We start from the raw sequence: 23936 nt of genomic DNA on the forward strand, positions 1-23936 counted from the left end.
CTATTCGGTGAGCGCCTCAACCAATTCCGCGGCCGTCTCGGCGGACTCGAGCAGCTCCCCGACCATCTCCCTGGTCCCGCGCAGCGGTTCGAGTGTGGGGATCCGGATCATCGAATCGTCGCCCAGGTCGAAGATCACCGAATCCCAGCTCGCGGCGGCCACGTCCGCGCCGAACTTGCTGACGCATCGGCCCCGGAAGTAGGCGCGCGTGTCCTCCGGCGGGTGATGCACGGCGTGACGCACCTGATCCTCGGTGACCAGGCGCTGCATCGAGCCGCGGCTCACGAGGCGGTTGTACAGCCCCTTGTCGAGGCGGACGTCGGAGTACTGGAGGTCGATCAGCTGCAGGCGGGGCGCCGACCAAGTGAGGCCCTCGCGCTGGCGGAACCCCTCGAGCAGGCGCAGCTTGGCCGGCCAGTCGAGCAGGTCGGCGCATTCCATCGGATCGCGCTCCAGCTTGTCGAGCACGTCCGCCCAGGTGGCGATGACGTGCGCGGCGCGGTCGTCGTCGCTGTGGTGGGCGTCGTGGAAAGCGCTGACCCGCGCCAGGTACTCGCGCTGCAAAGCCAGACCGGTGAGTTCGCGGCCGTCGGCCAGGGCCACCACCGCGCTCAGCGTCGGATCGTGGCTGATGGTGTGCACCGCGTGCACCGGCCAGGCCAGACTCAAGTCCGAGAGGTCGACACCGGCCTCGATCAGGTCGAGCACGAGCGCCGTCGTCCCCACCTTGAGGTAGGTGGAGGTCTCGGCGAGGTTCGCGTCGCCGATGATCACATGGAGGCGGCGGTACTTGTCGGGCTCAGCGTGCGGCTCGTCGCGGGTGTTGATGATGCCGCGTTTGAGGGTGGTCTCCAGCCCGACCTCCACTTCGATGTAGTCGGCGCGCTGACTCAGCTGGAAGCCTGCCTCCTCGCCGGACTGGCCGATACCCACGCGCCCCGATCCACAGACCACCTGCCGGGATGCGAAGAACGGCATCAGTCCGGTGACGACGGCGTCGAACGAGGTCCGCCGGTCCATCAGGTAGTTCTCATGCGTCCCGTACGACGCACCCTTGCCGTCGATGTTGTTCTTGTACAGCTGCAGCCGAGTGGACCCGGGCACACTGGCCACGAACTCCGCGGCCTGTTCCATCACCCGCTCGCCGGCCTTGTCCCAGATCACCGCATCGAGCGGATCCCGCACCTCGGGGGCCGAATACTCGGGGTGGGCGTGGTCGACGTACAGGCGTGCGCCGTTGGTGAGGATCATGTTGGCCGCACCGATCTCGTCGGCGTCGATGATCGGGGCGGGCCCTCGGTGGCCGCCCAAGTCGTAGCCGCGGGCATCGCGCATGGGCGACTCCACCTCGTAGTCCCAGCGCGTGCGATGCGCGCGCCGCGGCACCTTCGCGGCAGCAGCGTAGGCGAGCACCGCCTGCGTCGACGTCATGATCGGGTTCGCGGTCCGGTCGCCCGGTGCGGAGATGCCGTATTCGACCTCGGTGCCGATGATGCGATCCATGCCTGCCAGCCTAGGCCGGTCTTGACTTCGCTCGACCATCGGGAGGGCACCCCTCACCAGTCGGGCGCCTCGCCGGTCGAGCCCCCCCGCCGGTCGAGCCCCCCCCCGCCGGCCGAGCCCCCCGCTGGTCGAGCCCCCCGCTGGTCGAGCGACGTCGAGACCACCTCCGCGCGGATCAGCGCTTCTTCAGGCGGAGGCGGCTGTAGATCAGCAGGAACAGGAGCAGACCCATGCCGACGAGGACGCCATACGCGATCAGCGTGTGCGTGACGGTCGGCTCCCACAGCGGGTACTTCGGCTCCTCGCCCTGGGCGTGCTTGATCTGGCTCGCCTCGGGATTGATCTGCGGGAGGTCCACGGCCTGCGCCGCCGCGGTGTAGCCCCAATAGGCTGGGAAGATCCACGACAGCTGAGAGACGACGGCGCCGGTGATCGGGAACAGCCCGCCGCAGAACACCAGCTGCACCATTACGACGATGACCAGCGGAGGCATGGTCTGCTCGTTCGACTTCACCAGGGACGAGATCGCAAGGCCCACCAGCGAGCTCACACAGGCGAGCACCGCGATCGCGACGAAGAGCGCCGCCGGGGGCGGCAGGAACACCCCGCCGTGCTCGGGAATCCCACGCAGGCCGAAGGTGATCCCGAGCATGATCGCGCTCTGCACCGCGGCGAGCACGAAGAACACGACGGTCTTGGCGCTGAGGTAGGCGCCCGGGCGGAGACCGACCGCGCGCTCGCGTTCGAAGATCGCACGCTCGGACACGAGGTCCCGCACTGTAAGGGCCGCCCCCATGAAGGCCGCGCCGATCACCAGCACCACCAACAGCTGCACCGCTTCCACCGGATCCTTCGGAACGGTGGTGCCGGGGGCGAAGCCGGGTTTGGTCTCGGTGATGCCGAAGTCCGTGTCACCCGGTATCACCAGGGTGAGCAGACCCAGGACCACCGGCAGCAAGAAGAGGAAGGCCAGATAACCGCGGTCGGAGACGATCAGCCGCCACTGGCGGCGGGCGACTGTCGACAACTGCCTGCCCGCCGACGCCTGCGGAACCACCACGGGCGGTCCGGTGGGCTGCGCCGGTGGCGCCGGGCGGTGCGGGTGCCGTCGCCGGTAGTTGTCCCACACCAGATCCGGATTCCGGGTGACGTTCTCGAAGATCTCCGCCCAGTCGTCGGAGCCGAGCTCGGCCTTCTTGCCCTTGGGCTCGCCGCAGTAGGCGGTCTTGCCCCCGGGAGCCAGGAGCAGCACCTGGTCACAGGTCTCCAGATGTGCCACCGAGTGCGTCACTACCAGCACCACACGGCCGGCGTCGGCGAGATCGCGCAGGGTCTTCATCACCTGACGGTCCAGCGCCGGGTCCAGGCCCGAGGTGGGCTCGTCCAGAATCAGCAACGACGGGCCGGTCAGCAGCTCCATCGCGACCGAGGCACGCTTGCGCTGACCGCCGGACAGCTTGTCGATGCGGGTCTGCGAGTGCTCGGTGAGGGAGAGCTCAGCGAGCACGCCGTCGATCACCTGGTCGCGATCGGCCGTCGAGAGGTCGGCCGGCAACCGCAGCTCAGCGGCGTAGCGCAGCGCCTGGCGGACAGTGAGCTTGCTGTGCAGCACATCGTCCTGCGGCACCATCCCGATGCGGTTGCGGAGCGCCTCGTACTCGTCGTGCACATCGCGGCCCTCGAACGAGACCCGTCCGATGGTAGGGCTGTTGAGGCCCGCGGCGATCTTGCTGACCGTCGATTTGCCGGCTCCCGACGGGCCGATGATGGCGGTGAGCGTGCCCGGGCCCGCCTGAAACGAGATGTCGTTCAACAGGACCTTGCCGCCGTCGACGGTGAGGCCGACGCCGTCCACCTCGAGGCCGCCGCTCATCGCCGCCTTCGGGCGGCCGCGCACCAGGTTTCCGTCGGAGACCACGAAGTCGCTGTTGCCGATCGTGACGACGTCGTTCTCGTTCAGCGGGTGCCTGCGGACCCGGTGCCCGTTGACGAAGGTCCCGTTGACGCTCCCGAGGTCCTCGATGAACAGCCCGGTGCCGCCGGCGGTGAGCCGCGCATGGTGCCGGGACGCCAGCACGTCGCTGACCACGATGTCGTTGTCCGGGGTGCGGCCGATCGTCTTGACGCCGCTCAACGAGATCCGCTCGCGGCCTCCCCGCAGTTCGCCCGGGACCTCGAAGATCGCCGACGCGTTGTGATGCAGCGCCGCCAGGTGCGGGGCGTTCGGCAGCTTGCCGAACGCGGCGGGTTGCTGCGGAGCCGGCCGCTGTCCGGGCGCCGGCGACGACGCGATCGGCTGTGACGGCACCGGACGAGACGGCGGGGCCGTTTGCGCCGGTATCGGACGCGACGGCGGCGCGGGCGGCGGCCGGTGTCCGTGCGGCGGCAGCGCCGGCGGGCTCTGCGCCGCGATCGGCCGCGACGGCGGTGCGGCCACGCCTGGCCGCTGAGTAGGCAGCGGGCGGGACGACGCCGCCTGCGGGGTCAACTCCAGCACCGGGCCGTGCTGAGCGTCGCCCAGCCGAATCACGGTGACTCCGCGGACCGGCACCTGCGGCACCTTCACTCCCGCGGCGAAGAAGCCGTTGGTGCTGCCCTTGTCGGTGACCACCCAGCCGGCCGCCGTCCACTCGAAGGCCAGATGGGTGCGCGAGATCAGGGGATGGTTCAGCGTCACCGTGTTCTCGGGTGTGCGGCCCAGGGTCGCCGGCGAGGCGGTGACCACGTGGACCTGCCCCGAGTCGATACGGATCTGCAGCGGAGTCGGCTCAGGTCGGTTCATCACCGGCAACTCTAGCGCCCGCCCGTCGGCACGCCGTCGTTACAGGTACTGACCGGTGTTGCTCTCGGTGTCGATCGCCCGGGCTGCACCGCTGTTCTTACCGGTCACCAGCGTCCGGATGTACACGATCCGCTCCCCCTTCTTGCCGGAGATGCGGGCCCAGTCGTCCGGATTGGTGGTGTTCGGCAGGTCCTCGTTCTCGGCGAACTCGTCGAGGATCGAATCCAGGAAGTGCCCGATCCGCAGGCCACCCCGGCCGGTGTCGAGCTGCTCCTTGATTGCGAACTTCTTCGCCCGGTCGACGACGTTCTGGATCATCGCACCGGAGTTGAAGTCCTTGAAGTACATGACCTCTTTGTCGCCGTTGGCGTAGGTCACCTCGAGGAAGCGGTTGTCGTCGGTCTCGTCGTACATCCGCTCCACGATGCGCTCGATCATGGCGGCGACACACGCCTGCGCGTCCCCGCCGAACTCGGCGAGGTCGTCCGGGTGCAGCGGAAGTTCGGTGGTGAGGTACTTGGAGAAGATGTCGATCGCCGATTCGGCGTCGGGACGCTCGATCTTGATCTTCACGTCCAGCCGACCGGGGCGCAGGATGGCCGGATCGATCATGTCCTCGCGGTTGGAGGCGCCGATCACGATCACGTTCTCCAGTCCCTCGACGCCGTCGATCTCGCTGAGCAGCTGCGGCACGACGGTGGTCTCCACGTCCGAGGACACACCGGAGCCGCGGGTCCGGAAGATCGAGTCCATCTCGTCGAAGAAGACGATCACCGGTGTGCCCTCAGAGGCCTTCTCCCGCGCACGCTGGAAGATCAGCCGGATGTGCCGCTCGGTCTCGCCGACGAACTTGTTGAGCAGTTCCGGCCCCTTGATGTTCAGGAAGTAGCTCTTGGCCTCGCGGACGTCGTCGCCACGGGCCTCGGCGATCTTCTTGGCCAGCGAGTTGGCGACGGCCTTGGCGATCAGCGTCTTGCCGCAGCCGGGCGGACCGTACAGGAGCACGCCCTTGGGCGGCCGCAGGCTGTACTCGCGGAACAGCTCCGCGTGCAAGAACGGCAGTTCCACCGCGTCGCGGATCTGCTCGATCTGCCGTCGGAGGCCACCGATGTCCTCGTAGTCGACGTCCGGCACCTCTTCGAGGACCAGATCCTCCACCTCGGCCTTGGGGATCCGCTCGAGCGCGAACCCGGCCTTGGAGTCGATCAGGAGCGAGTCGCCGGGCCGCAGCCGCCGCTCGGCCGGGCCGCCGTCGTCGGCGTGGATCAAAGGCTCGGCGAGCTTGACCACCCGCTCCTCGTCGGCATGTCCGACGACGAGCGCACGACTGCCGTCGCCCAGCAGCTCGCGCATGGTGCTGATCTCACCGACTGCGTCGTAGCCCAGCGCCTCGACCACGGTGAGCGCCTCGTTGAGGCGCAGACTCTGCCCGCGGTGCAGGGTCTCGGTCTCGATGTTCGGCGAGAGCGTCAGGCGCATCTTGCGGCCGGAGGTGAACACGTCGACGGTGCCCTCGTCGCACACCTCCAGGAGCACGCCGAACCCGCTCGGCGGCTGGCCGAGACGGTCCACTTCCTCGCGCAGCGCGATCAGTTGCTGACGAGCATCCTTGAGCGTGTCGAGCAGCTTCTCGTTGCGCTTGGTGAGCTGTTCGACGCGCTCGGTCAACTCCGCAGTTCCGGCGCTGCGACTGGTCGGGCGGTCTGGCGATGTCATGCGCACTGCTCCCTCGAGATCGAAACCGGCCTCCCGGCGCGAGATCCGCGACCGGTTAGGTTCTGCTTACCAGCTTATCCGCCCGCCTCAGCCGCGCGTCGGGCGGCGCTGGACGCGCAGCGTCTGCTGTCCGTCGGCGAGCCGTCGCGCCGTGACGAGGAACGCGGTGTGCCCCTGCATTCGGTGCTCGGGTCGCACGGCGAGGCCGACGGCGCTCCAGTCTCGGACCATCGACTCCCAGGCGCGCGGCTCGGTCCAGCACGTCTGCTCGCGCAGCGCCTCCACCACCCGGGAGAGTTGGGTGACGGTGGCGACGTAGACGATCAGCACGCCGCCTGGCCGGAGAGTGGCCTTGACTGTGTCCAGACACTCCCAGGGTGCGACCATGTCGAGGATCATCCGGTCCGCCTGCTCGGCGGGGTCGTGCTCGGCCAGGTCGCCGACGCGCAGTTCCCAGTTGGCGGGCCGACCGCCCAGGAAGGTCTCCACGTTCCTGACCGCGTGCTCGGCGTGGTCGTCACGGATCTCGTACGAGAGCACCGAGCCGCTCTCGCCCACCGCACGCAACAGCGACAGCGTCAAAGCACCCGATCCCGCACCGGCCTCGATCACCCGGGCTCCGGGGAAGATGTCGCCTTCGGCGACGATCTGGGCCGAGTCCTTCGGGTAGATCACCTGAGCGCCGCGCGGCATCGAGACCACGTAGTCGGTGAGCAGCGGGCGCAGCGCCAGATACTCGGTGCCGCTCGTGGCCGCGACCACGCTGCCCTCGTCGGCGCCGATCAGATCGTCGTGAGCGATCGCGCCGCGGTGGGTGTGGAACTGCTTGCCCGGCTCCAGGACGACGGTGAACTTGCGTCCCTTGCCGTCGGTGAGCTGAACGCGGTCGCCCTCGGCGAAGGGCCCGGTGGTCGCCATCGTGAAGTGTGCTTCGCTTTCTCCCGGTCGGCTCGCCCCCGTGGCGGGCCTGCGGCCTACAGCTTGTCACACCACCTGGTGAGCGAGCGCTCACCCGGCGTGACCTAGAGTGCGGTTATGGCCCCCGCAATCAACCTCGATCAGTCCGACGCCCGCGAGTACGGCGCCTACTACGAGCCGACCTCACCGGAAGGCGCAGACCCCGGATACGAGTACTTCCAGCCCACCGGAGCGACCGTCAGCGTGTGGTCGGCCGACATCCAGCACGGGGGCCCGCCCACCGGGCTGCTGGTCCGGACCATGGAGAACGCCGTCGGCGCCGCAGACGGGCAGGCCTTCAGCCGCGTCACGATGGACATCCTCGGGCCCGTCGGCCTCGGCGTGAACCGGGTGCGCGTCTTCCAGCCGCGGCCCGGTCGCCAGATCAGCCAGATCGCCGCCGAACTCGACGTGCTCGCGCCGAACGGGACGTGGCGCACGGCGGCGCGCGCCGTCGCATGGCGACTCAAGACCGGCGACTCGTCGGCGATCGCGAAGACTCCGCATCCGCCGTTGCCTGCCTCGCCGGAAGAACTGCCCCGGATGGTCGGGTTCCCCGAGATCGACGGCGTCTCGGTGGCCTGGGGCAAGGTCGGGTTCATCGGAACGGTCGAGATCGCCGGTCAGTCCGGTCGCAACGGCGATACCCCCGCGGTCTGGCTACGGCCGCTGCTTCCGCTGGTGGCCGGCGAGGAGACCAGCGATCTGGCATCGGCGTTCACCGTGATCGACGTCGCCAACGGCCTCGGCGCGATGCTCGACCCGCGGGAGTGGTCGTGGATGAACACCGACACCACGGTGCACCTGGTGGCACCGCCGTCCGGTCCGTGGATCGGCATCGATTCGTCGATGGCCGGCGGCAGTCGTGGGTACGGGGCCAGCTTCGCCGACCTGTACGACGCGAACGGCTTCCTCGGTCGTTCCGCCCAGACCGTGCTCCTCACCCCGAGCACCGCTCGATAATCGAGTCGAAATCACCTGTCGCCGACCTACCGTTCGATGATTGAGCGAGCGAAGCGAGTCGAAATCACTCGTCGCCGACCTCCCGTTCGATGATTGAGCGAGCGAAGCGAGTCGAAATCACTCGTCGCCGACCTCCCGTTCGATGATTGAGCGAGCGAAGCGAGTCGAAATCACTCGTCGCCGACCTCCCGTTCGATGATTGAGCGAGCGAAGCGAGTCGAAATCACTCGTCGCCGACCTCCCCGTGCGCACTCGGTCGGTACCCGCGCTTCGACAAGCCTGGCAGCTTGTCGAACTCGCCCGCGATCAACGCCTCCCGTTTGGCCCGCGACCAGCCCTGAATTCGCTTCTCCATCGCAAACGCCTCCCCTATGTGTTCGAACTCGGCGCACCACATGAGCGTCACGGGAAGACGGCGGCGCGTATACGCAGCACCGTTTCCGGCGTTATGTTGATTCACGCGCCACTCCACGTGTCGCGTACTGCCTACGTAGTAGGATCCGTCAGAACACTTAAGGATGTACACATACGCGGGCATGCATCAAGGCTCGCCCACATCCACGACGATGTCGACCCGGGAATCCCCAGTCACGCGCGACTGCTCGCGCAGGCTGTGGACAACCCGCTCCCGCCGGACGTCCGACGGTCTGATTTCGGCCGAGCGAACGGGTGGCGGGCTTCTCGATTCAGAAGCGGCAGGAGCGGATGTCGCTGGCGAGGATCGCTCGGGCACCGAGCTCGGAGAGCTCGTCCATCAGCTGCTGGTGACGCTTGCGCGGCACCATGGCGCGCACGGCGAGCCAGTCCGGATCGGCCATCGGCGAGATGGTCGGAGACTCCAGGCCGGGGGTCAGCGCCGACGCGCGTTCGAGCAGAGACTTGGGGCAGTCGTAGTCGATCATCACATACTGCTGACCGAACACCACGCCTTGGACTCGGGCGATGAAACGCTGGGCCGCCTTGGAGGGCTCTCGCCCGTCGACGCCGCGGATGAGCACCGCCTCGGAGTCGCAGAGCGACTCGCCGAAGGCCCGGAGTCCGTGCAGGCGCAGGGTCCTCCCGGAGCCGACGACGTCGGCGATCGCGTCGGCGACGCCGAGCTGAATGGAGATCTCCACAGCGCCGTCGAGGCGGATGATCTCGGCGTCGATCCCCCGCTCGCCCAGATCCCGGCGGACCAGGTTGGGATACGAGGTGGCGATGCGCTTGCCCGCGAGATCCTCGACGCTCCACGTCTCGTCGGCCGGCGCCGCATACCGGAAGGTCGACGAGCCGAAGCCCAGAGCGACTTCTTCGCTCACCTCGGCGCCGGAGTCGGCGGCCAGGTCACGACCGGTGATGCCCACGTCGAGCCGCCCTGACGCGACGTAGATCGCCACGTCCTTAGGCCGGAGGAAGTAGAACTCGACGTCGTTCTCGACGTCGATCACGTTCAGGTCCTTGGGATCCGAGCGTTTGCGGTAGCCGGCCTCGGACAGGATCCCGGAGGCGGCTTCGGACAGTGCGCCCTTGTTGGGCACGGCGACGCGCAGCATGGCGAGGCTCTCTTCGATCGTCTGGATTACAGGAACTTGTACAGGTCTTCGGGCTGCAGGCCGCGCTTGATCATCATGACCTGCAGCCAGTACAGGAGCTGGCTCATCTCTTCGGCGAGCGCCTCGTCCGATTCGTGCTCGGCAGCCAGCCACACCTCGCCGGCCTCCTCGATGATCTTCTTGCCGAGCGTATGGACGCCCTTGTCGAGCGCGGCGACGGTGCCGCTGCCCGCCGGTCGGGTCGCTGCCTTCTCGGCCAGCTCGGCGAAGAGTTCGTCGAAGGTTTTCACGGTTGTCCATTTTCGCACGCCGACTCCGCGGCTCGCCGCGCAGGCTGTCGACCCGTGCGGGCGGAAGCAAGATCACACCTCCCGGACTGACAGCAGACACCCAGCATCAACTAAGGTCACCCTATCCTTATTTAGTGTCGCCAAAGAGGGAAGCCAGCATGACCACGTTGCAGGAGAAGCGGACCGCCCTGGTCAAGGGTGTGCTCGGCGAGAACCGTTACCAGCGCCTCATCAGGCGCTACACCCGCAGCCGCCAGCGCCCGCGCATCGGCCGAGTCGACTTCGGCGACCTGGCCGGCACCGAGCCGATCTGTCGCGAATTCGGAAACTTCCGCGGCCATCCGCTGGACCGCTACTACATCGAGAGCTTCATGGCCGCGGACGCGACGCTCATCACCGGCCGGGTCCTGGAGGTCGGCGAGCGGCTCTACACCGAGCAGTTCGGCCGGAACGTCGCCGAATCGGACATGTGCAACTACTTCGACATCCCCGACGCGACCTATGTCGCCGACCTGACCGATGCGCCGCAGATCCCCGACGGCACCTACGACTGCGTCGTCATCACGCAGACCCTGCAACTGATCTACGACGTCCAGGCAGTGACCGCCACCCTGCACCGGATCCTCAAGCCGGGCGGCACCGTACTGTGCACGATGCCCGGATTCAGCCAGCTCGGCGACCCCCGCTGGGCGGCGCAGTGGTACTGGAACTTCACCCAGTACTCGGCACAGCGGCTGTTCGACGACGAGTTCGGAGCGGACCGGGTGAACGTCGCCGTGCACGGCAACGTGCTGGCCGCCACCGCCTTCCTGCACGGTGTGAGCCTGGAGGAGATGGACCCCGCCGATCTCGACGTCGTCGATCCCGAATACCCGGTGATCCTCGGCGTCCGGGCGACCAGAGCACCGTGACCCCCGGACGCGCACTCGCCGGCCGACTCGGTGCCCGCTCCCGGAGGTATCGACGGCGCGCCGGCATCCTCATGTACCACTGCATCGCCGAGACCACCGTGGACCCGTGGGGCATCTGCGTGAGCCCGTCGGCGTTCGACGAGCAGATGGCCGTCCTGGCCGAGCACCGCCTCGCCGCCGATCTCGGGGAGTTCACCGATGCGTCGTCGTATCGCGGAGACGGCGCTCGCGTCGCGGTGACCTTCGACGACGGCTACGCCGACAACCTGACCGCGGCGCTGCCGATCCTGGAACGGCACGCGATCCCGGCGACCGTCTTCGTGATCGGCTCGGCGCTCGGCCGCACCCGGGAATTCTGGTGGGACGGGCTCGAGCGGGCGATCCTCGGAGACCAGGTGCTGCCGGGATACCTGCGCTTCCCGTTTGGGGCGAGCCGCACCTTCCGGATCGACGACGACCCCGCCGACGCCGCCGAGACGCGGACCTGGCGAGCCGACGTCGACGGTCCCAGTTGCGACCGCCAGCAGCTCTTCCGTGACCTCTGGGACACGATCGTGGTGCTCGAGCCCGACGAACAGGACGACGCGGTCGATTGTCTTCTCGACTGGGCGGGACAGCCGGTGGGCGCCCCGCCGCCGCGGCCCGCCCTGACCGAGGAGCAGTTCGCGGTCCTGCACGCCCACCCGCTGATCGCGATCGGCAGTCACACGATGGACCATGCATCATTGACCGACCTGTCCCCCGAGGAACAGTTCCGGCAGATCGACCGCGGGCGGCGGCGCCTGCGCGAGCTGACCGGTGAGGCCGTCACCCGGTTCTCGTTCCCTTATGGCCGGAACGACGCGGCCGCACGCAGCGCAGTCCGGCGGGCGGGAATCGAGATCGCGTGCACCAGCAGGCCGGTCGCCGCCGTCGCCGCGGACGACCTCCTCGCACTCCCCCGCCTGCAGGCAGTCGAATGCGGCGGGGAGGCATTCGCGCGCCGGCTGCGCGACGCCCACCGCCTCGCGGTCTGACCCCCGGTGACTCCCCGCGCGGCGCGGCCGCGGCGGGTCAGGTGCGCGCCGCGGCGAAGATGCCGGCAAGGTCGTCCAGGGTGAGGCTCTCGAGCGTGTCGCGGAACACCCGCCGGGCGGCCGGGCGCACGGGAATCTGCGACGGCACGACGAGGTGGGGGATGCCGGCTGCGTGAGCGGCGGTTGCCCCGGTCGGCGAGTCTTCGATCGCCAGACAGGCGTGCGGGTGTTCCCCGGCCAACTCGGCGGCCCGCAGATAGATGTCGGGAGCAGGCTTGCCTGCCGCTACCTCGTCGCCGCACACCGTGGCCGCGAACCGCTCCCGGCCGAGGGTGGCGATCGCGATGTCAGCGACCTCCCGCTGGGTGTTGGTCACCAGGAGCATCGGAATCTCCGCGGCCCCGACCAGGTCGAGGCACTCCCGCGCCCCGGGTCGCCACGGCAACTCGCTGTCGAACAACTCCACCACGAGGCCGATCATCCAGGCCTCGACGGCCTCGAAATCGCGGCCGGACTCCGGGACCTGAGCCGCGTCGAACACTTTGGTGAGGGCGTCGACGGTGCTGTTGCCCAGCGTGGCCTGCCGCAGCTGCTCGGTCATCTCGACGCCGTGCCGATGGGCCAATTGCTCCATGGCGACGTCCCAGATCGGCTCGGTGTCGAGCAGGGTGCCATCCATGTCCCACAGGACGGCTGCGGGCAAGCGTGCGGCGCTCACGACGACGCGGGTTTCGGCGCCGCGCCGGCGGCGGCGGGATCCGGGGCGTCCGGAGGCGCACCGAGGCGGCCGAGCGCGAAGGCCGCCACGAACATGACGACCAGTGCGGCGATCACGATCGCGTCGCCGACATGTCCCACCTTCAGGTGCTCCCCGTAGATAGTCAGGCCCAGAACCATCGCCACCACCGGCTTGAGCACGGTCACTGTCGGAAGGCTGGTCTGGACGTCGCCGGCCTGGTAGCTCGACTGCTGCCACAGGGTGCCGAGGGTGGCGGTGATCGCCATCGCCCAGAACTCCCAGCTCGCCAGCCCGCCGAGGAGGCCGTGGGCGAAGCCGTCGATGCCCGTCTTGGTGAACGGTGCCGAGTAGCCCAGCAGCAGCCCCGCGGCCACGGCAAGGGTCAGCGAGCGTCCGGTGCCGTGCGGCATCCGGGATCCGCGGACCACGCAGAACGCCACCACCGGAATCAGAATCGCGATCGGAACGATCCAGCTCTTACCCGACGGATCGTTGATCCCTTCGGTCGGCTCGCCCAGCACCATGAACACGATCAGCGAGACCATCAGCACCAACGCCCACGACCACTCTCGCAGGGTGAGCTTGCGGCGGTTGCCGTAGGCGGCCAGCGGCAGCGCGAACAGCAGCGTGGTGACCAGCAGCGGCTGTACCAGCAGCAGACTGCCGAAGACGAGCGCACCGGCCTGCGCGACGAAGCCCAGCGTGTCGGCGACGATCCCGGCCACCCACACCTTCCGCTTGGCGAGCTTCACCAGGAAGCCCGCACCGACGGCATCCTTGTCGGACATGCCCTCGGTGCCCTTCTGCTGGAGCACGGCGGCCACCGCGAAGAGCAGGGCCGCCAGCAGCGCGAGCCCGACCGCCAAGGCCGACTCCCAGGTCACGTGCACGTCGGATACTCCTCTTAGTCAGGACACAGTCGTCTTGAATCTAAGCATCCCCGACTGCTGCGGACCGCCATCGGCACGCCTGCGACGCCGCTACGGCGCGGATCCGGGCTCAGGTGTTGAAATACTTGGCGTCGGGATGGTGCAGGACGAAGGCGTCCGTGGACTGCTCCGGGTGCAGTTGCAGCTCTTCGGACAGTTCGACCCCGATGCGGCCGGGCTCCAGGAGATCGATCATCTTGGCTCGGTCCTCCAAGTTCGGGCATGCGCCGTAGCCGAACGAGTAGCGCGCACCGCGGTACTCCAGATCGAAGAAGCCCTGAGCGGCGTCTGGGTCGTCGTCGGCCGCGCTGCCGCCGACGAACTTCAGTTCGCTGCGCACCCGCTGGTGCCAGTACTCGGCCAGTGCCTCGGTGAGCTGCACGCCGATGCCGTGCACCTCCAGGTAGTCACGATACGAGTTCGCCGCGAACAGCTCGTTCGCGAAATCCGCGATCGGCTGCCCCATGGTGACCAGCTGGAACGGCAGCACGTCGACCGTGCCCTCGGCGAGGGCCCGCTCGCGGGACTTGACGAAGTCGGCGATGCAGAGGAACCGCGGCCGCTGTTGGCGCGGGAACTCGAAGCTGTACCGCACCGGCGCGTCGGGTCGCGGCTCGGTGAGGACGTGGACCACGTCGCCTTCGCTGACCGCCGGGAAGTACCCGTACACGACGGCGGCGTGCGCCAGGATCCCCGCTGTCGCGAGCCGGTCCAGCCAGTAGCGCAGCCGCGGGCGGCCCTCGGTCTCGACCAGTTCGTCGTAGTCGGGGCCGCCGTCCCCGCGAGTGCCGCGCAGGCCCCACTGGCCCAGGAACAGCGCCCGCTCGTCGAGCAGTGTCGAATAGTCGGCGATCGGGATGCCCTTGACGATCCGGGTCCCCCAGAACGGCGGGGTGGGCGTCTCGTTGTCGTCGGCCACGTCCGAGCGCGCGGGCACCTCGACAGGGGCCTCGGCCGCCTTCCGCTTCTCGGCGATGCGCTTGGACCGTTCGCGCCGGGCCTTGCGCTCGGCCACCTTCGCGGCGGCCGCCCTGGCCTCCTCGCTGTCCGGGTCGGGCCCCTCGCCGCGTTTGAGCGCCATCAGCTCGTCCATCAGCGAGAGTCCTTCGAACGCGTCGCGCGCGTAGCGGACGTCGCCCTCGTAGATGTCGGCGAGGTCGCTCTCGACGTAGGTCCGGGTCAACGCGGCGCCGCCGAGGAGCACGGGGAACTCGCTCTTGCCCCGCGCATTCATCTCCTCGAGGTTCTCCTTCATCACCACCGTCGACTTCACCAGCAGGCCGGACATGCCGATCACGTCGGCGTTGTGCTCCTCGGCCACCGACAGGATGGTGGCGATCGGCTGTTTGATGCCGATGTTGACGACGTCGTAGCCGTTGTTAGACAGGATGATGTCCACCAGGTTCTTGCCGATGTCGTGCACGTCGCCCTTGACCGTGGCGAGCACGATCCTGCCCTTGCCGTCCTCGCCGGTGGCCTCCATGAACTGCTCCAGGTGCGCCACGGCCGCCTTCATCACCTCGGCGGACTGCAACACGAACGGCAGCTGCATCTGCCCCGATCCGAAGAGTTCGCCGACGGTCTTCATGCCGGCCAGCAGGTGGTCGTTGATGATCTCCAGCGGCGGGACCTCGGCGCGCGCAGCGTCGAGATCGTCGATCAGACCGTTGCGTTCGCCGTCGACGATGCGGGCCTGCAGCCGCTCGAACAGCGGCATCGCCGCCAGTTCGGCCGCGCGCGATTCGCGTGCAGACGCCGCCGAGACGCCCTCGAAGAGCTCCATCAGGCGCTGCAGCGGGTCGTAGCCTTCGCGGCGGCGGTCGTACACCAGGTCCAGGGCCACCTCGCGCTGCTCGTCCGGGATCCGCGCCATCGGCAGGATCTTGGATGCGTGCACGATCGCCGTGTCCAATCCGGCCTGCACGCACTCGTGCAGGAAGACCGAGTTCAGCACCTGCCGGGCAGCCGGGTTCAGGCCGAACGAGATGTTCGAGATGCCCAGGGTGAAGTGGATCTGCGGATACTTCTCGTGCAGACGGCGGATCGCCTCGATGGTCTCGATGCCGTCGCGCCGGACCTCCTCCTGACCGGTGGAGATCGGGAACGTGAGGGCATCGATGATGATGTCCTCCTGCTCCAGCCCCCAGTTCCCGACGAGGTCGGTGATCAGGCGCTCGGCGATCGCGACCTTGTGATCGGCGGTGCGTGCCTGCCCTTCCTCGTCGATCGTCAGAGCGACCACGGCCGCACCGTGCTCGCTGACGTGCTCCATTATCCGCACGAAGCGCGAATCCGGTCCGTCGCCGTCCTCGTAGTTCACCGAGTTCACCGCGCACCGTCCGCCCAGATGCTCCAGCCCGGCGCGGATCACGTCCGGCTCGGTGGAGTCGATCATGATCGGCAGTGTGGACGCGGTGGCGAGCCGGCCGGCCAGTGCCGTCATGTCGGCGGCCCCGTCCCGGCCGACGTAGTCGACGTTCAGATCGAGCATGTGCGCGCCGTCGCGCGTCTGCTCCTTGGCGATCTCCAGGCAGGTCTGGTAGTCCTCGGCGATCATCGCCTCCCGGAACGCCTTGGAACCGTTGGAGTTGGTGCGCTCGGCGATCACCAGGAAGCTGGCGTCCTGGTCGAAGGGCACCGCGGTGTACAGCGACGACGTCTCCGACTCGTGGTCCGGGGTGCGCTCGGCCGGGGTGACCCGCCTGACGGCCTCGGCCACCTGACGGATGTGCTCGGGCGTGCTGCCGCAGCAGCCGCCGACGAACTGCAGGCCGAATTCGGCGACGAACCCGGACAGCGCGTCGGCCATCTCCGGCGGAGTCAGCGGGTACTCCGCACCGTTGGGCCCGAGCACAGGCAGCCCGGCGTTCGGCATCACCGAGACCGGCAGCCGCGCGTGCTTGGACAGGTAGCGCAGGTGCTCGCTCATCTCCGCCGGACCGGTCGCGCAGTTGAGGCCGATCACGTCCACGCCGAGCGGCTCGATCGCCGTCAGCGCGGCGCCGATCTCCGAACCCACCAGCATGGTGCCGGTGGTTTCCACCGTGACGTGAGTGATGATCGGCAGGTGCCGACCGGTCTGCTCCATGGCGCGGCGGGCCGCGACGACCGCGGCCTTGAGCTGCAGCAGGTCCTGGCAGGTCTCGATCAGGATGGCGTCGGCACCGCCCTCGAGCATCCCGAGGACGCATTCGACGTAGGCGTCGCGGATCACCGCGAACGTGGTGTGCCCGAGACTGGGGAGCTTGGTGCCCGGCCCGATCGAGCCCAGCACGAAGCGCGCGGTGCCGTCGGCGGACGGTCCCAGTTCGTCGGCCACGCCCCGCGCGATCGCGGTGCCCTTGTAGGCAAGTTCCTGAATCCGGTCGGCGATGTCGTAGTCGCCGAGGTTCGAGAGGTTGCAGCCGAAGGTGTTCGTTTCGACCGCATCGGCGCCCGCGGCGAAGTAGCTTCGGTGAATGTCGGCCAGCACGTCGGGTCGGGTCTCGTTCAGGATCTCGTTGCAGCCCTCGAGACCCAGGAAGTCGCCGTCGACGGTCAGGTCGGCCGCCTGGAGCATGGTTCCCATGGCTCCGTCGCCGATCAATACGCGTCGCGACATCGCCTCGAGGAAGGTCGTGTCGTACTGCGAGGCGTCAGGAGGGGTGATCGGCATGTCCACCAGGGTAGTTCGCCCCGGAATCGGCCTGTCCGTAGGCTGGTCGATGTGACCGGAGAACCGCGCGATGCCCTGCCCACGCTGCGCCGCCCGATCCTGCTGGCGGCCTTCGGCGGGTGGAACGACGCGGGCGACGCCGCGTCCGCGGCGATCGAGCATCTGTCCCTGACCTGGGACGCCGCCGAGCTCTACGAGATCGATCCGGACGAGTATTACGACTACCAGTCGTCCCGGCCGGTCGTTCACCAGTCAGACGGGGTCGCCCGGCGACTCGAGTGGCCGTCCACCGGGATCTCGTACTGCCGGATCCCGTCGGCGCCGCACGACCTCGTTCTGGTGCTCGGCCTCGAGCCGAATCTGCGGTGGCGGGCCTTCTGCCGGGAGATCGTCGACGTGGCGCTGGCCCTCGACGTCGAGCTGTCCATCGTGCTCGGTTCTCTGCTGGCCGACACCCCGCACACCCGCCCAGTGCCGATCAGCGGCGCTGCGCACGATGCCGACTCGGCGAAACGGTACGGCCTGTCGAAGGCGCAGTACGAGGGCCCGACCGGCATCACCGGGGTCCTGCAGGACGCGTTCATCCAGGCCGGGGTGCCCGCAGTCGCGCTCTGGGCCTCCGTGCCGCACTACATAGGGCACCCGCCGAACCCGAAGGCCACGCTCGCGCTGCTGCGCCGACTCGAGGACGTGACCGGGCTCTCGATCCCCGTCGGCGTCCTCCCGGAGCAGGCGGTCCAGTGGGAGGAGACCATCTCCGAGATGATGTCCGAAGACGAAGACATGGCCGGCTACGTGCGCGAGCTGGAGCAGCGCGAGGACGACGATCCCCCGCCGCACGCCCCGCTCACCGAAGTCGACGGCGACACCCTGGCCGCCGAGTTCGAGAAGTACCTGCGCCGCCGGAGCGAGTAGCGCGCGGGTCAGCCGATGCGCTCGATCTCGATCACCGGCGTGGTGATGCGCCAGGTGCGGACGTCGGGGTCGTCGACGGCGCTCACCCAGAACTGAGCGGGCTCGCCCACCCGGCAGGCGCGGACGCCGAGCAGCGGAATGTCTTGGGAATCGCGCCGCAGCTCGCTCACCTCCCACGTCGAGCCGTGATCGTCTCCCGATACATCCCCGGCACGGCCGACCCCGGGAGCGCGCAGCAGCGTCTTCTCCGCGAGATCGATCAGATAGGTCGAGGTGTGCGTCACGATCGTGAACACTCCGTCGGCGGCATCCGCCGGAATCTCTTGCACCCGAACCACGCGTGCAGCCTATCCGACCCGCCGGGCCGCGGTGGTGCGGCGCCTCATGCCCGCAGGTCCACCCCGAGCAGTGCGTCGACGGCATCGGCGATCGCCGCGGGTGCACCCGTGTCGCGACCGATCCCGTCGAGTGCGTCGCCCGCCCATCCGTCGACCGCGGCGAGCGCCTTCGGCGTGTCCAGATCGTCGGCGAGGTGGGCACGCACCCGGGCGATCGTCGCAACGGCATCGGGGCCGGCCTCCGCCGAGACGGCGCGGCGCCAACACGCCAGCCGGTCTCCGCCTTCGGCGAGCGTCGCGTCGGTCCACATCCGGTCGGCACGATAGTGACCGCTCAGCAGACCCAGCCGGATCGCGCGCGGATCGACCCCCGACGACCGGAGACGCGAGACCAGGACGAGATTGCCCAGGCTCTTGGACATCTTCTCGCCGTCGAGGCCGATCATCCCGGTGTGCACGTAGTGGCGGGCGAACCGCCGCTGCTCGGCGAGCGCCTCGCCGTGCGCCGCCGAGTACTCGTGGTGCGGAAAGATCAGGTCGCTGCCGCCGCCCTGGATGTCGAAGGCCGTGCCCAGTCGGTTCAGCGCGATCACCGAGCACTCGATGTGCCAGCCCGGCCGGCCCGCGCCGAAGGGGGCCTCCCACGACGGCTCTCCCGGTCGCGCCGCACGCCAGAGCAGCGCGTCGATCGGATCCTCCTTGCCCGGGCGGTCCGGGTCGCCGCCGCGCTCGGCGAAGAAGCGCTCCATCGTCGCGCGGTCGTAGTTCGACTCGTAGCCGAACACCCCGGTGGCGCCGGCGCGGAAGTAGACGTCCGGGAACTCATCGTCGTCGACGACGTACGCCGCGCCCTTCTCCAGCAGCTCCGAGACCGCCGTGATCACCTCGTCCACGGACTCCATGGCCCCGATGTAGTCCCGCGGGGGCACCACCCGCAGCGCCGCCATGTCTTCCCGGAACAGATCGATCTCGCGGGTGCCCAGGTCGCGCCAGTCGACACCGTCACGCTCGGCGCGTTCGAAGAGCGGATCGTCGACGTCGGTGATGTTCTGCACGTAATGCACGTCGTGTCCCTGATCGCGCAGGACCCGGTGCACGGTGTCGAAGGCAAGGTAGGTCGCGGCATGGCCGAGGTGGGTCGCGTCGTAGGGGGTGATGCCGCAGACGTACATGGTCGCGACCGGCCCCGGCGCGACCGGCTTCACTTGAGCGTCTGCCGTGTCGTACAGCCGCAGCGCGGGACCGGCGCCGGGCAGTTCGGGCAGGACGGGCGACGGCCAGGAATGCATGACTCGACTCTAACCAGGCCGTCGCAAGCTCAGAAGGGCGGCCACGGGATCGCGCGCTGGTAAGGCGGGCTCGGCATCACCGCGCCCCCGGCGAACGCCGCTACCCGCGCCGTCAGCGCATCCACCTCGGCCGCGGAGATCAACTCGCGCAACACTTCTCCGAACGCATGGTCTTCGGTGAGACGCACGTGGAGGGCTTCCAGATCACCACACAGCCGATCGTCGACGGGCTCGCCGGCCCAGCCCCACAGGACCGTCCGCAGCTTGGGTTCGGCGTGCAGCGTGAGGCCGTGGTCGATCCCGAACAGCCGGCCCGCCGGATCGAGAAGGATGTGCCCGCCCTTGCGGTCGGCGTTGTTCAGCACGGCGTCGAGGACGGCTAGCCGCTGCACCCGATCGTCCCTCGCGTGGGCCAGCGCCACGACGGAGCCGTCGTCGTCGTGCGCCCGCAGGATCGGAGCGTAATGCGCCGGGACCGCGCCGGCGTCGAAGATCTCCACCGGGTCGGGTCCGGCGAAGTCGCTCGGCTGGTCGATCCAGACTTGCAGCATTCCCGGACCCAGTTCGGCTTCCGGCGGCCCCTCGGCGCGCAGCACCGTCTCCGGAATCAGGTCCCAGCCCAGCGCGGCGTCGACCAGCCGTGCGGCCACCTCGCGCCCGGCGAGCGTGCCGTCCGGGAAGTCCCACAGCGGCGTCTCGCCGCGAACCGGTTTGTAGACGCAGCGCAGCGACTCGTCGTCGAGCTCCGCCTGGCAGACCAGCGTCAGATTGCTCGCTGCCGGAATCTGTCCGAGCAGTGCGAGGCGGCCGTCGGTGAGCAGGCGCCGGACGTCCCGCGGGGCGCCGACTGCGGTCACCGGTCCTCGTCGGACTCGTCGGAGTCGGGTTGGTCGTCGTCAGGATCGGCGGCCTCGAACGACGTGTCGATGCCCGGGACCAGACGACCGAGCATGCCGAGCACCTCGGGGTCGACGAACTCCAGTGATCGGCTGAACTCGGTGTCACGCTTGTAGCCGTTGCTGCGGGCGCAGATGTGGCCGTCGGCGTCGAGGGGCTGACTGCACAGCGGGCACAGCGGGCGCCCCGCGGCGACTACGCGCATCGAACGGGCGGAGAATTCCCGGGCGGCCTCGGCAGTCAGGAAGATGCGGACGGTGTCGGGCCCCTCCGCGGTGTCGTCGAGGATCACGCTCTCATCGATCGGCTCGTCGGTCACCGCGAGCAGTTCGACGACGACGGCGGCCGATTCGGCGTCCCAGCCGAGCCCCATCGAGCCGACGTGGAATTCGGCGTCGATAGGCATCTCCAGTGGAGAGGTGTCGGCGGCCTCACTGAGCTCCGGCGGCACCGCCGTGCCGAACCGGCGGGCGACCTCGTCGAGCAGATAGCCGAGCCGGTCGGCGAGGATCAATACCTGCTGCTTCTCGATCTGCACACTCAACGTCTGCGCGCCGGAGGTCACCTGCAGAAAGAAGGTGCGGTCGCCGGGCTGCCCGACGGTCCCCGCGACGAAGCGCTCCGGCTCCCGGAACTCATGAATGTTGCGTGCCATCGTTCACCTCACTCCTGGTCGCGGACCGCCGCTGTGGCGCAGCCCCCACGCTACCCGCGCGAGCCCGCGCTCGCGCGCGTCAGGGGGTACCCGTCGCACCGCCGACCGCCGCAGCCTGCGCCGGCCGCGGCGGCGGCGTCAGCACCCCGTTGCTGTTCACCGTGTGCACGTACGGTCGGGCCGAGCCGTAGTGCACCACGCTGATCGAGGCCGGTTCGACGACGATCCGCTGGAACGCGTCCAGATGCATGCCGAGAGCGTCGGCGAGGACCGACTTCAGGACGTCACCGTGCGAGCACACCAGCCAGAGGCCCCGGCCGTCGTCGCCGCCGTGGATCCGGTCGAGCGCCCGGACTGTGGCGCTCGCTCGCCGGGACACGTCGGCCAGGCCCTCACCGCCGGGGAACACTGCCGCCGAGGGCTGCTCCTGCACCACCTTCCACAACGGCTCCCGCACCAGGTCGGCGAGCTTGCGGCCGGTCCAGTCGCCGTAGTCGACTTCGACCAGACCTTCGTCCACCACCTCGGGAACATCCCGGCCGGGCTGTTCCCGCAGCGCCGTCAGCAGCGGCGCGACGGTCTCGGCGCATCGCTCCATCGGCGACCGGACCACCGCGGTCAGCTGATCGAGCACGCCGGCCAACCGCCCGGTGAGCTCGGCGGCTTGAGCCAGCCCGTGCTCGTCGAGGCCCACACCCGGGCTCCGCCCAGACAGCACGCCCGAGGTGTTGCCCGTGGATCGTCCGTGCCGGACCAGGATCACCGTCATGGCTGCCAGCCTAGAGGGTCGTGCGCGCACGCTCGGCAGTGATTTCGCCGCTCAGTTGGCGGCGACCACACCGGTCGCGAGCAGGATCAGGATCACGCTGCCCAGGATCACCCGGTATCCGGCGAACCAGATCATCGAGTGTCCGCTGACGAACTTGAGCAGCCAGGCGATCGACGCGTAGCCCAGGACGAAGGCGATCACCGTGGCGAGCAGGATCTGGCCGCCGGAGGCCTGAACGCCCGCCGACGGCTCGAACGCGTCCTTGAGGCTGTACAGGCCCGAGCCGAGCACCGCGGGGATGGCGATCAGGAACGAGAACCGGAAGGCGGCCTGCCGGTTCAGTCCGAGGAACAGGCCCGCGCTGGCCGTCGCACCCGAGCGCGAGACTCCGGGAATCAGGGCCAGACACTGCGCGAAGCCCATCACGATCGCATCGCGCAGGGTCAGTTTGTCCATCCCGCGCTTCTGCGTCGCCCAGTGTTCGGCCGCCACGAAGACGAAGGAGAACAGGATCAGCATGATCGAGATCAGATAGAGGTTGCGTCCGGCCGTGCGGATCTGGTCGGTGAACAGGAAACCCAGCACCACGATGGGGATGGTCGCCAGGATCACATACCAGCCCATCTTGTAGTCGAGCCCGCGGTCGTCCTTGTCGACGAGGCCGCGGAACCAAGCGGCCAGAATGCGGCCGATGTCCCTGGCGAAGAACACCAGGACGGCCAGTTCGGTACCGAGTTGCGTCACCGCGGTGAACGACGCCCCGGCGTCGCTGCCGAACCACAGCTCCGACACGATCCGCATGTGCGCGGACGACGAGATCGGCAGGAACTCGGTCAGCCCTTGGACTGCTCCGAGGACGATGGACTGGGCCCAGGTCATGTCGGTCACGAGCGCCCACTGTACCGGCCGACCGACGACAGTCGGCCTCACCGGCCCGCCGATCGGTCGCCGGCCCCGCCGATCGGTCGCCGGCCCCGCTGATCGAGCGCCAGCCCCGCTGATCGAGCGAAGTCGAGATCGGACAAGATGGAAGCATGCGTGTGCGAACCCGACTCACCGCGGCGGCGGCCGCCGCCGTGATCGCCCTCACTTCGGCCGCGTGCGGCAACGACGACGCAGTGACGACGGACGACGGCCCGGGGGACGTCGCCACCGTCGAGCCGGCCACCCCGGCGGCGTCTCCACCGCAGTCCGGGCAGCTGACCGGCGGCCTGGTGCCGATGGCCGTCGCCCCTGGGCCGGCCACGGTCGCTGTGGCCGGCGAAACCGTCGCGGTGCTCGACCGCGAGGGCCTGCACCTGCGCACACCGGGCGCGCAGGACCCGCGCACCGAGCTCGCCGACCGCGGCCCCACCGCGGTGGTCGCCCACGGCGGCGGCTTCCTCGCCGTCTCCCCGGCCGGGCTCGATCTGGTGGCCGTCGACGGACCCGCCAGGCACGTGGCCGTCGGCCTGAACGACCCGATCAGCGTGGCGGTCGCGAACGACGGCCGCTACCTGGTCGGCACCGCGCACGGCCGCCTCCTGGTGCTCGACCCCGACGGCACCCTGCAGCGCGACATCCACTCCTTCGTCCGGGTGGATCAGATCCTGGTGGCGCCGGAGAGCGCGGAGGTGCCGGGTCAGGTCACCGTGATCGACCGCGCGCAGTCGAGCATCACCCCGGTCGACGTCGACACCGGCGAGTTGAAGGCCGCACTGCGCGCAGGCAACGGGGTGGCCGACGCCGTCGTCGACGAGTACGGGCGGGTCGTCGCGTCGAACACCCGCGACGACGAGATCCTCGGGTTCTTCGGACAGCCGATCATCATGCGGTTCCGCTTCCCGGTGGCGCACAGCCCGTACGCGCTCGCCTACGACCCGATCAAGGACCTCGTCTGGGTCTCGACCACCGGCGACAATCAGGCGCTGGCTTACGACCTGTCGAGCGGAGAACCGCGATTGCGGGCCAGGATCACCACGGTCGGCCAGGTGTCCTCGATGGCCGTCGACCCGACGAGCCGCATCCTCTACCTCGTCTCCGCGCGCGGTGACGGCCTGCAGGCCGTCACCCCGGAAGACGCCGGCACCCGCTGACC

General features: G+C 69.0%; 21 protein-coding genes. 5 read left to right on the plus strand and 16 right to left on the minus strand.

The window, feature by feature from the left end; all coding sequences use genetic code 11:
* The 4 genes from dop to C6V83_RS11465 all read right to left on the minus strand — a co-directional run bounded on the left by dop (position 1) and on the right by C6V83_RS11465 (position 6919).
* Positions 1-1503 carry a depupylase/deamidase Dop gene (gene dop, locus C6V83_RS11450; protein ID WP_105942502.1) on the minus strand — a complete coding sequence of 501 codons (1503 nt, stop codon included), beginning with the start codon at positions 1501-1503 and terminating at the stop codon, positions 1-3.
* Positions 1504-1678: 175 nt separating this feature from the next.
* Positions 1679-4285 (minus strand): FHA domain-containing protein, encoded by a 2607-nt coding sequence (locus C6V83_RS11455; RefSeq protein WP_105943889.1) that lies wholly within the window; start codon positions 4283-4285, stop codon positions 1679-1681.
* 39 nt (positions 4286-4324) lie between these two features.
* Positions 4325-6001, minus strand: coding sequence for a proteasome ATPase (gene arc / locus C6V83_RS11460; RefSeq protein WP_105942503.1), 1677 nt, complete (start codon positions 5999-6001; stop codon positions 4325-4327).
* 87 nt (positions 6002-6088) lie between these two features.
* Positions 6089-6919, minus strand: coding sequence for a tRNA (adenine-N1)-methyltransferase (locus C6V83_RS11465; RefSeq protein ID WP_105942504.1), 831 nt, complete (start codon positions 6917-6919; stop codon positions 6089-6091).
* Positions 6920-7036: 117 nt separating this feature from the next.
* Here C6V83_RS11465 and C6V83_RS11470 point away from each other — a divergent pair, with 117 nt between their 5' ends.
* The gene (locus C6V83_RS11470) at positions 7037-7921 is read left to right on the plus strand and encodes a thioesterase family protein (protein WP_105942505.1); all 885 of its coding nucleotides are present in this window, start codon (positions 7037-7039) and stop codon (positions 7919-7921) included.
* A 223-nt stretch (positions 7922-8144) separates the two neighbouring features.
* On the opposite strand, the gene C6V83_RS11475 is transcribed toward C6V83_RS11470, so the two are convergent.
* From C6V83_RS11475 to C6V83_RS11485, 3 genes are all read right to left on the minus strand, one after another.
* The gene (locus tag C6V83_RS11475; RefSeq protein WP_105942506.1) at positions 8145-8459 is read right to left on the minus strand and encodes a GIY-YIG nuclease family protein; all 315 of its coding nucleotides are present in this window, start codon (positions 8457-8459) and stop codon (positions 8145-8147) included.
* Positions 8460-8607: 148 nt separating this feature from the next.
* Positions 8608-9456, minus strand: a complete 849-nt coding sequence (hisG, locus tag C6V83_RS11480) for an ATP phosphoribosyltransferase (protein WP_105942507.1) — start codon at positions 9454-9456, stop codon at positions 8608-8610.
* Between the two features lie 26 nt (positions 9457-9482).
* Complete coding sequence (locus C6V83_RS11485) at positions 9483-9746, minus strand: phosphoribosyl-ATP diphosphatase (RefSeq protein ID WP_105942508.1); 264 nt, start codon at positions 9744-9746, stop codon at positions 9483-9485.
* Between the two features lie 158 nt (positions 9747-9904).
* Between C6V83_RS11485 and C6V83_RS11490 the strand changes: the two genes are divergently transcribed.
* Both C6V83_RS11490 and C6V83_RS11495 read left to right on the plus strand, forming a co-directional pair.
* Entirely contained in the window at positions 9905-10657 is a 753-nt protein-coding gene (locus C6V83_RS11490; RefSeq protein ID WP_105942509.1) for a class I SAM-dependent methyltransferase, read from the plus strand.
* Entirely contained in the window at positions 10654-11673 is a 1020-nt protein-coding gene (locus C6V83_RS11495) for a polysaccharide deacetylase family protein (RefSeq protein ID WP_234353697.1), read from the plus strand. The genes C6V83_RS11490 and C6V83_RS11495 overlap by 4 nt, the downstream gene beginning before the upstream one ends.
* 37 nt (positions 11674-11710) lie before the next feature.
* Here the strand turns inward: C6V83_RS11495 and C6V83_RS11500 are convergent, their stop codons facing one another.
* The 3 genes from C6V83_RS11500 to metH all read right to left on the minus strand — a co-directional run bounded on the left by C6V83_RS11500 (position 11711) and on the right by metH (position 16996).
* Positions 11711-12391 (minus strand): HAD family hydrolase, encoded by a 681-nt coding sequence (locus tag C6V83_RS11500; RefSeq protein ID WP_267893951.1) that lies wholly within the window; start codon positions 12389-12391, stop codon positions 11711-11713.
* Entirely contained in the window at positions 12388-13302 is a 915-nt protein-coding gene (locus C6V83_RS11505) for a DMT family transporter (RefSeq protein ID WP_234353698.1), read from the minus strand. Before C6V83_RS11505 ends, C6V83_RS11500 begins: the two co-directional genes overlap by 4 nt.
* A gap of 109 nt (positions 13303-13411) precedes the next feature.
* Positions 13412-16996, minus strand: a complete 3585-nt coding sequence (gene metH, locus C6V83_RS11510; protein ID WP_105943892.1) for a methionine synthase — start codon at positions 16994-16996, stop codon at positions 13412-13414.
* A gap of 51 nt (positions 16997-17047) precedes the next feature.
* On the opposite strand from metH, the gene C6V83_RS11515 reads away from it, so the two are divergent.
* Positions 17048-17911, plus strand: a complete 864-nt coding sequence (locus C6V83_RS11515; RefSeq protein ID WP_105942511.1) for a PAC2 family protein — start codon at positions 17048-17050, stop codon at positions 17909-17911.
* 8 nt (positions 17912-17919) lie between these two features.
* On the opposite strand, the gene C6V83_RS11520 is transcribed toward C6V83_RS11515, so the two are convergent.
* The 6 genes from C6V83_RS11520 to C6V83_RS11545 form a co-directional block, all read right to left on the minus strand.
* Positions 17920-18249: a hypothetical protein gene (locus C6V83_RS11520; protein ID WP_105942512.1), complete on the minus strand. Its 330-nt coding sequence runs from the start codon at positions 18247-18249 to the stop codon at positions 17920-17922.
* 44 nt (positions 18250-18293) lie between these two features.
* Positions 18294-19538 (minus strand): cysteine--1-D-myo-inosityl 2-amino-2-deoxy-alpha-D-glucopyranoside ligase, encoded by a 1245-nt coding sequence (gene mshC, locus C6V83_RS11525; RefSeq protein ID WP_105942513.1) that lies wholly within the window; start codon positions 19536-19538, stop codon positions 18294-18296.
* A 29-nt stretch (positions 19539-19567) separates the two neighbouring features.
* The gene (locus C6V83_RS11530; RefSeq protein WP_105942514.1) at positions 19568-20395 is read right to left on the minus strand and encodes an SCO1664 family protein; all 828 of its coding nucleotides are present in this window, start codon (positions 20393-20395) and stop codon (positions 19568-19570) included.
* A complete protein-coding gene (locus C6V83_RS11535) occupies positions 20392-21090 on the minus strand; it encodes a DUF3090 domain-containing protein (protein WP_105942515.1) in 699 nt (232 codons plus the stop codon). The genes C6V83_RS11530 and C6V83_RS11535 overlap by 4 nt, the downstream gene beginning before the upstream one ends.
* A gap of 79 nt (positions 21091-21169) precedes the next feature.
* Positions 21170-21859 carry an MSMEG_4193 family putative phosphomutase gene (locus tag C6V83_RS11540; protein WP_105942516.1) on the minus strand — a complete coding sequence of 230 codons (690 nt, stop codon included), beginning with the start codon at positions 21857-21859 and terminating at the stop codon, positions 21170-21172.
* Between the two features lie 51 nt (positions 21860-21910).
* Positions 21911-22747 (minus strand): undecaprenyl-diphosphate phosphatase, encoded by an 837-nt coding sequence (locus C6V83_RS11545; RefSeq protein ID WP_105942517.1) that lies wholly within the window; start codon positions 22745-22747, stop codon positions 21911-21913.
* Positions 22748-22893: 146 nt separating this feature from the next.
* On the opposite strand from C6V83_RS11545, the gene C6V83_RS11550 reads away from it, so the two are divergent.
* A complete protein-coding gene (locus C6V83_RS11550) occupies positions 22894-23934 on the plus strand; it encodes a YncE family protein (RefSeq protein WP_105942518.1) in 1041 nt (346 codons plus the stop codon).
* Positions 23935-23936 lie beyond the last annotated feature (2 nt).

It is taken from the genome of Gordonia iterans (assembly GCF_002993285.1).
GTDB classification, from domain to species: Bacteria; Actinomycetota; Actinomycetes; order Mycobacteriales; family Mycobacteriaceae; genus Gordonia; species Gordonia iterans.

What these genes read in the sequence shown, in the direction of transcription:
- C6V83_RS11550 (WP_105942518.1), top strand. Translation starts at nt 22,894, where the DNA reads ATGCGTGTGCGAACCCGACTCACCGCGGCGGCGGCCGCCGCCGTGATC.
- C6V83_RS11465 (WP_105942504.1), bottom strand. Translation starts at nt 6,919, where the DNA reads ATGGCGACCACCGGGCCCTTCGCCGAGGGCGACCGCGTTCAGCTCACC.
- hisG (WP_105942507.1), bottom strand. Translation starts at nt 9,456, where the DNA reads ATGCTGCGCGTCGCCGTGCCCAACAAGGGCGCACTGTCCGAAGCCGCC.
- mshC (WP_105942513.1), bottom strand. Translation starts at nt 19,538, where the DNA reads ATGCATTCCTGGCCGTCGCCCGTCCTGCCCGAACTGCCCGGCGCCGGT.
- metH (WP_105943892.1), bottom strand. Translation starts at nt 16,996, where the DNA reads ATGCCGATCACCCCTCCTGACGCCTCGCAGTACGACACGACCTTCCTC.
- arc (WP_105942503.1), bottom strand. Translation starts at nt 6,001, where the DNA reads ATGACATCGCCAGACCGCCCGACCAGTCGCAGCGCCGGAACTGCGGAG.
- C6V83_RS11475 (WP_105942506.1), bottom strand. Translation starts at nt 8,459, where the DNA reads ATGCCCGCGTATGTGTACATCCTTAAGTGTTCTGACGGATCCTACTAC.
- C6V83_RS11455 (WP_105943889.1), bottom strand. Translation starts at nt 4,285, where the DNA reads ATGAACCGACCTGAGCCGACTCCGCTGCAGATCCGTATCGACTCGGGG.
- C6V83_RS11470 (WP_105942505.1), top strand. Translation starts at nt 7,037, where the DNA reads ATGGCCCCCGCAATCAACCTCGATCAGTCCGACGCCCGCGAGTACGGC.
- C6V83_RS11540 (WP_105942516.1), bottom strand. Translation starts at nt 21,859, where the DNA reads ATGACGGTGATCCTGGTCCGGCACGGACGATCCACGGGCAACACCTCG.
- C6V83_RS11490 (WP_105942509.1), top strand. Translation starts at nt 9,905, where the DNA reads ATGACCACGTTGCAGGAGAAGCGGACCGCCCTGGTCAAGGGTGTGCTC.
- dop (WP_105942502.1), bottom strand. Translation starts at nt 1,503, where the DNA reads ATGGATCGCATCATCGGCACCGAGGTCGAATACGGCATCTCCGCACCG.
- C6V83_RS11535 (WP_105942515.1), bottom strand. Translation starts at nt 21,090, where the DNA reads ATGGCACGCAACATTCATGAGTTCCGGGAGCCGGAGCGCTTCGTCGCG.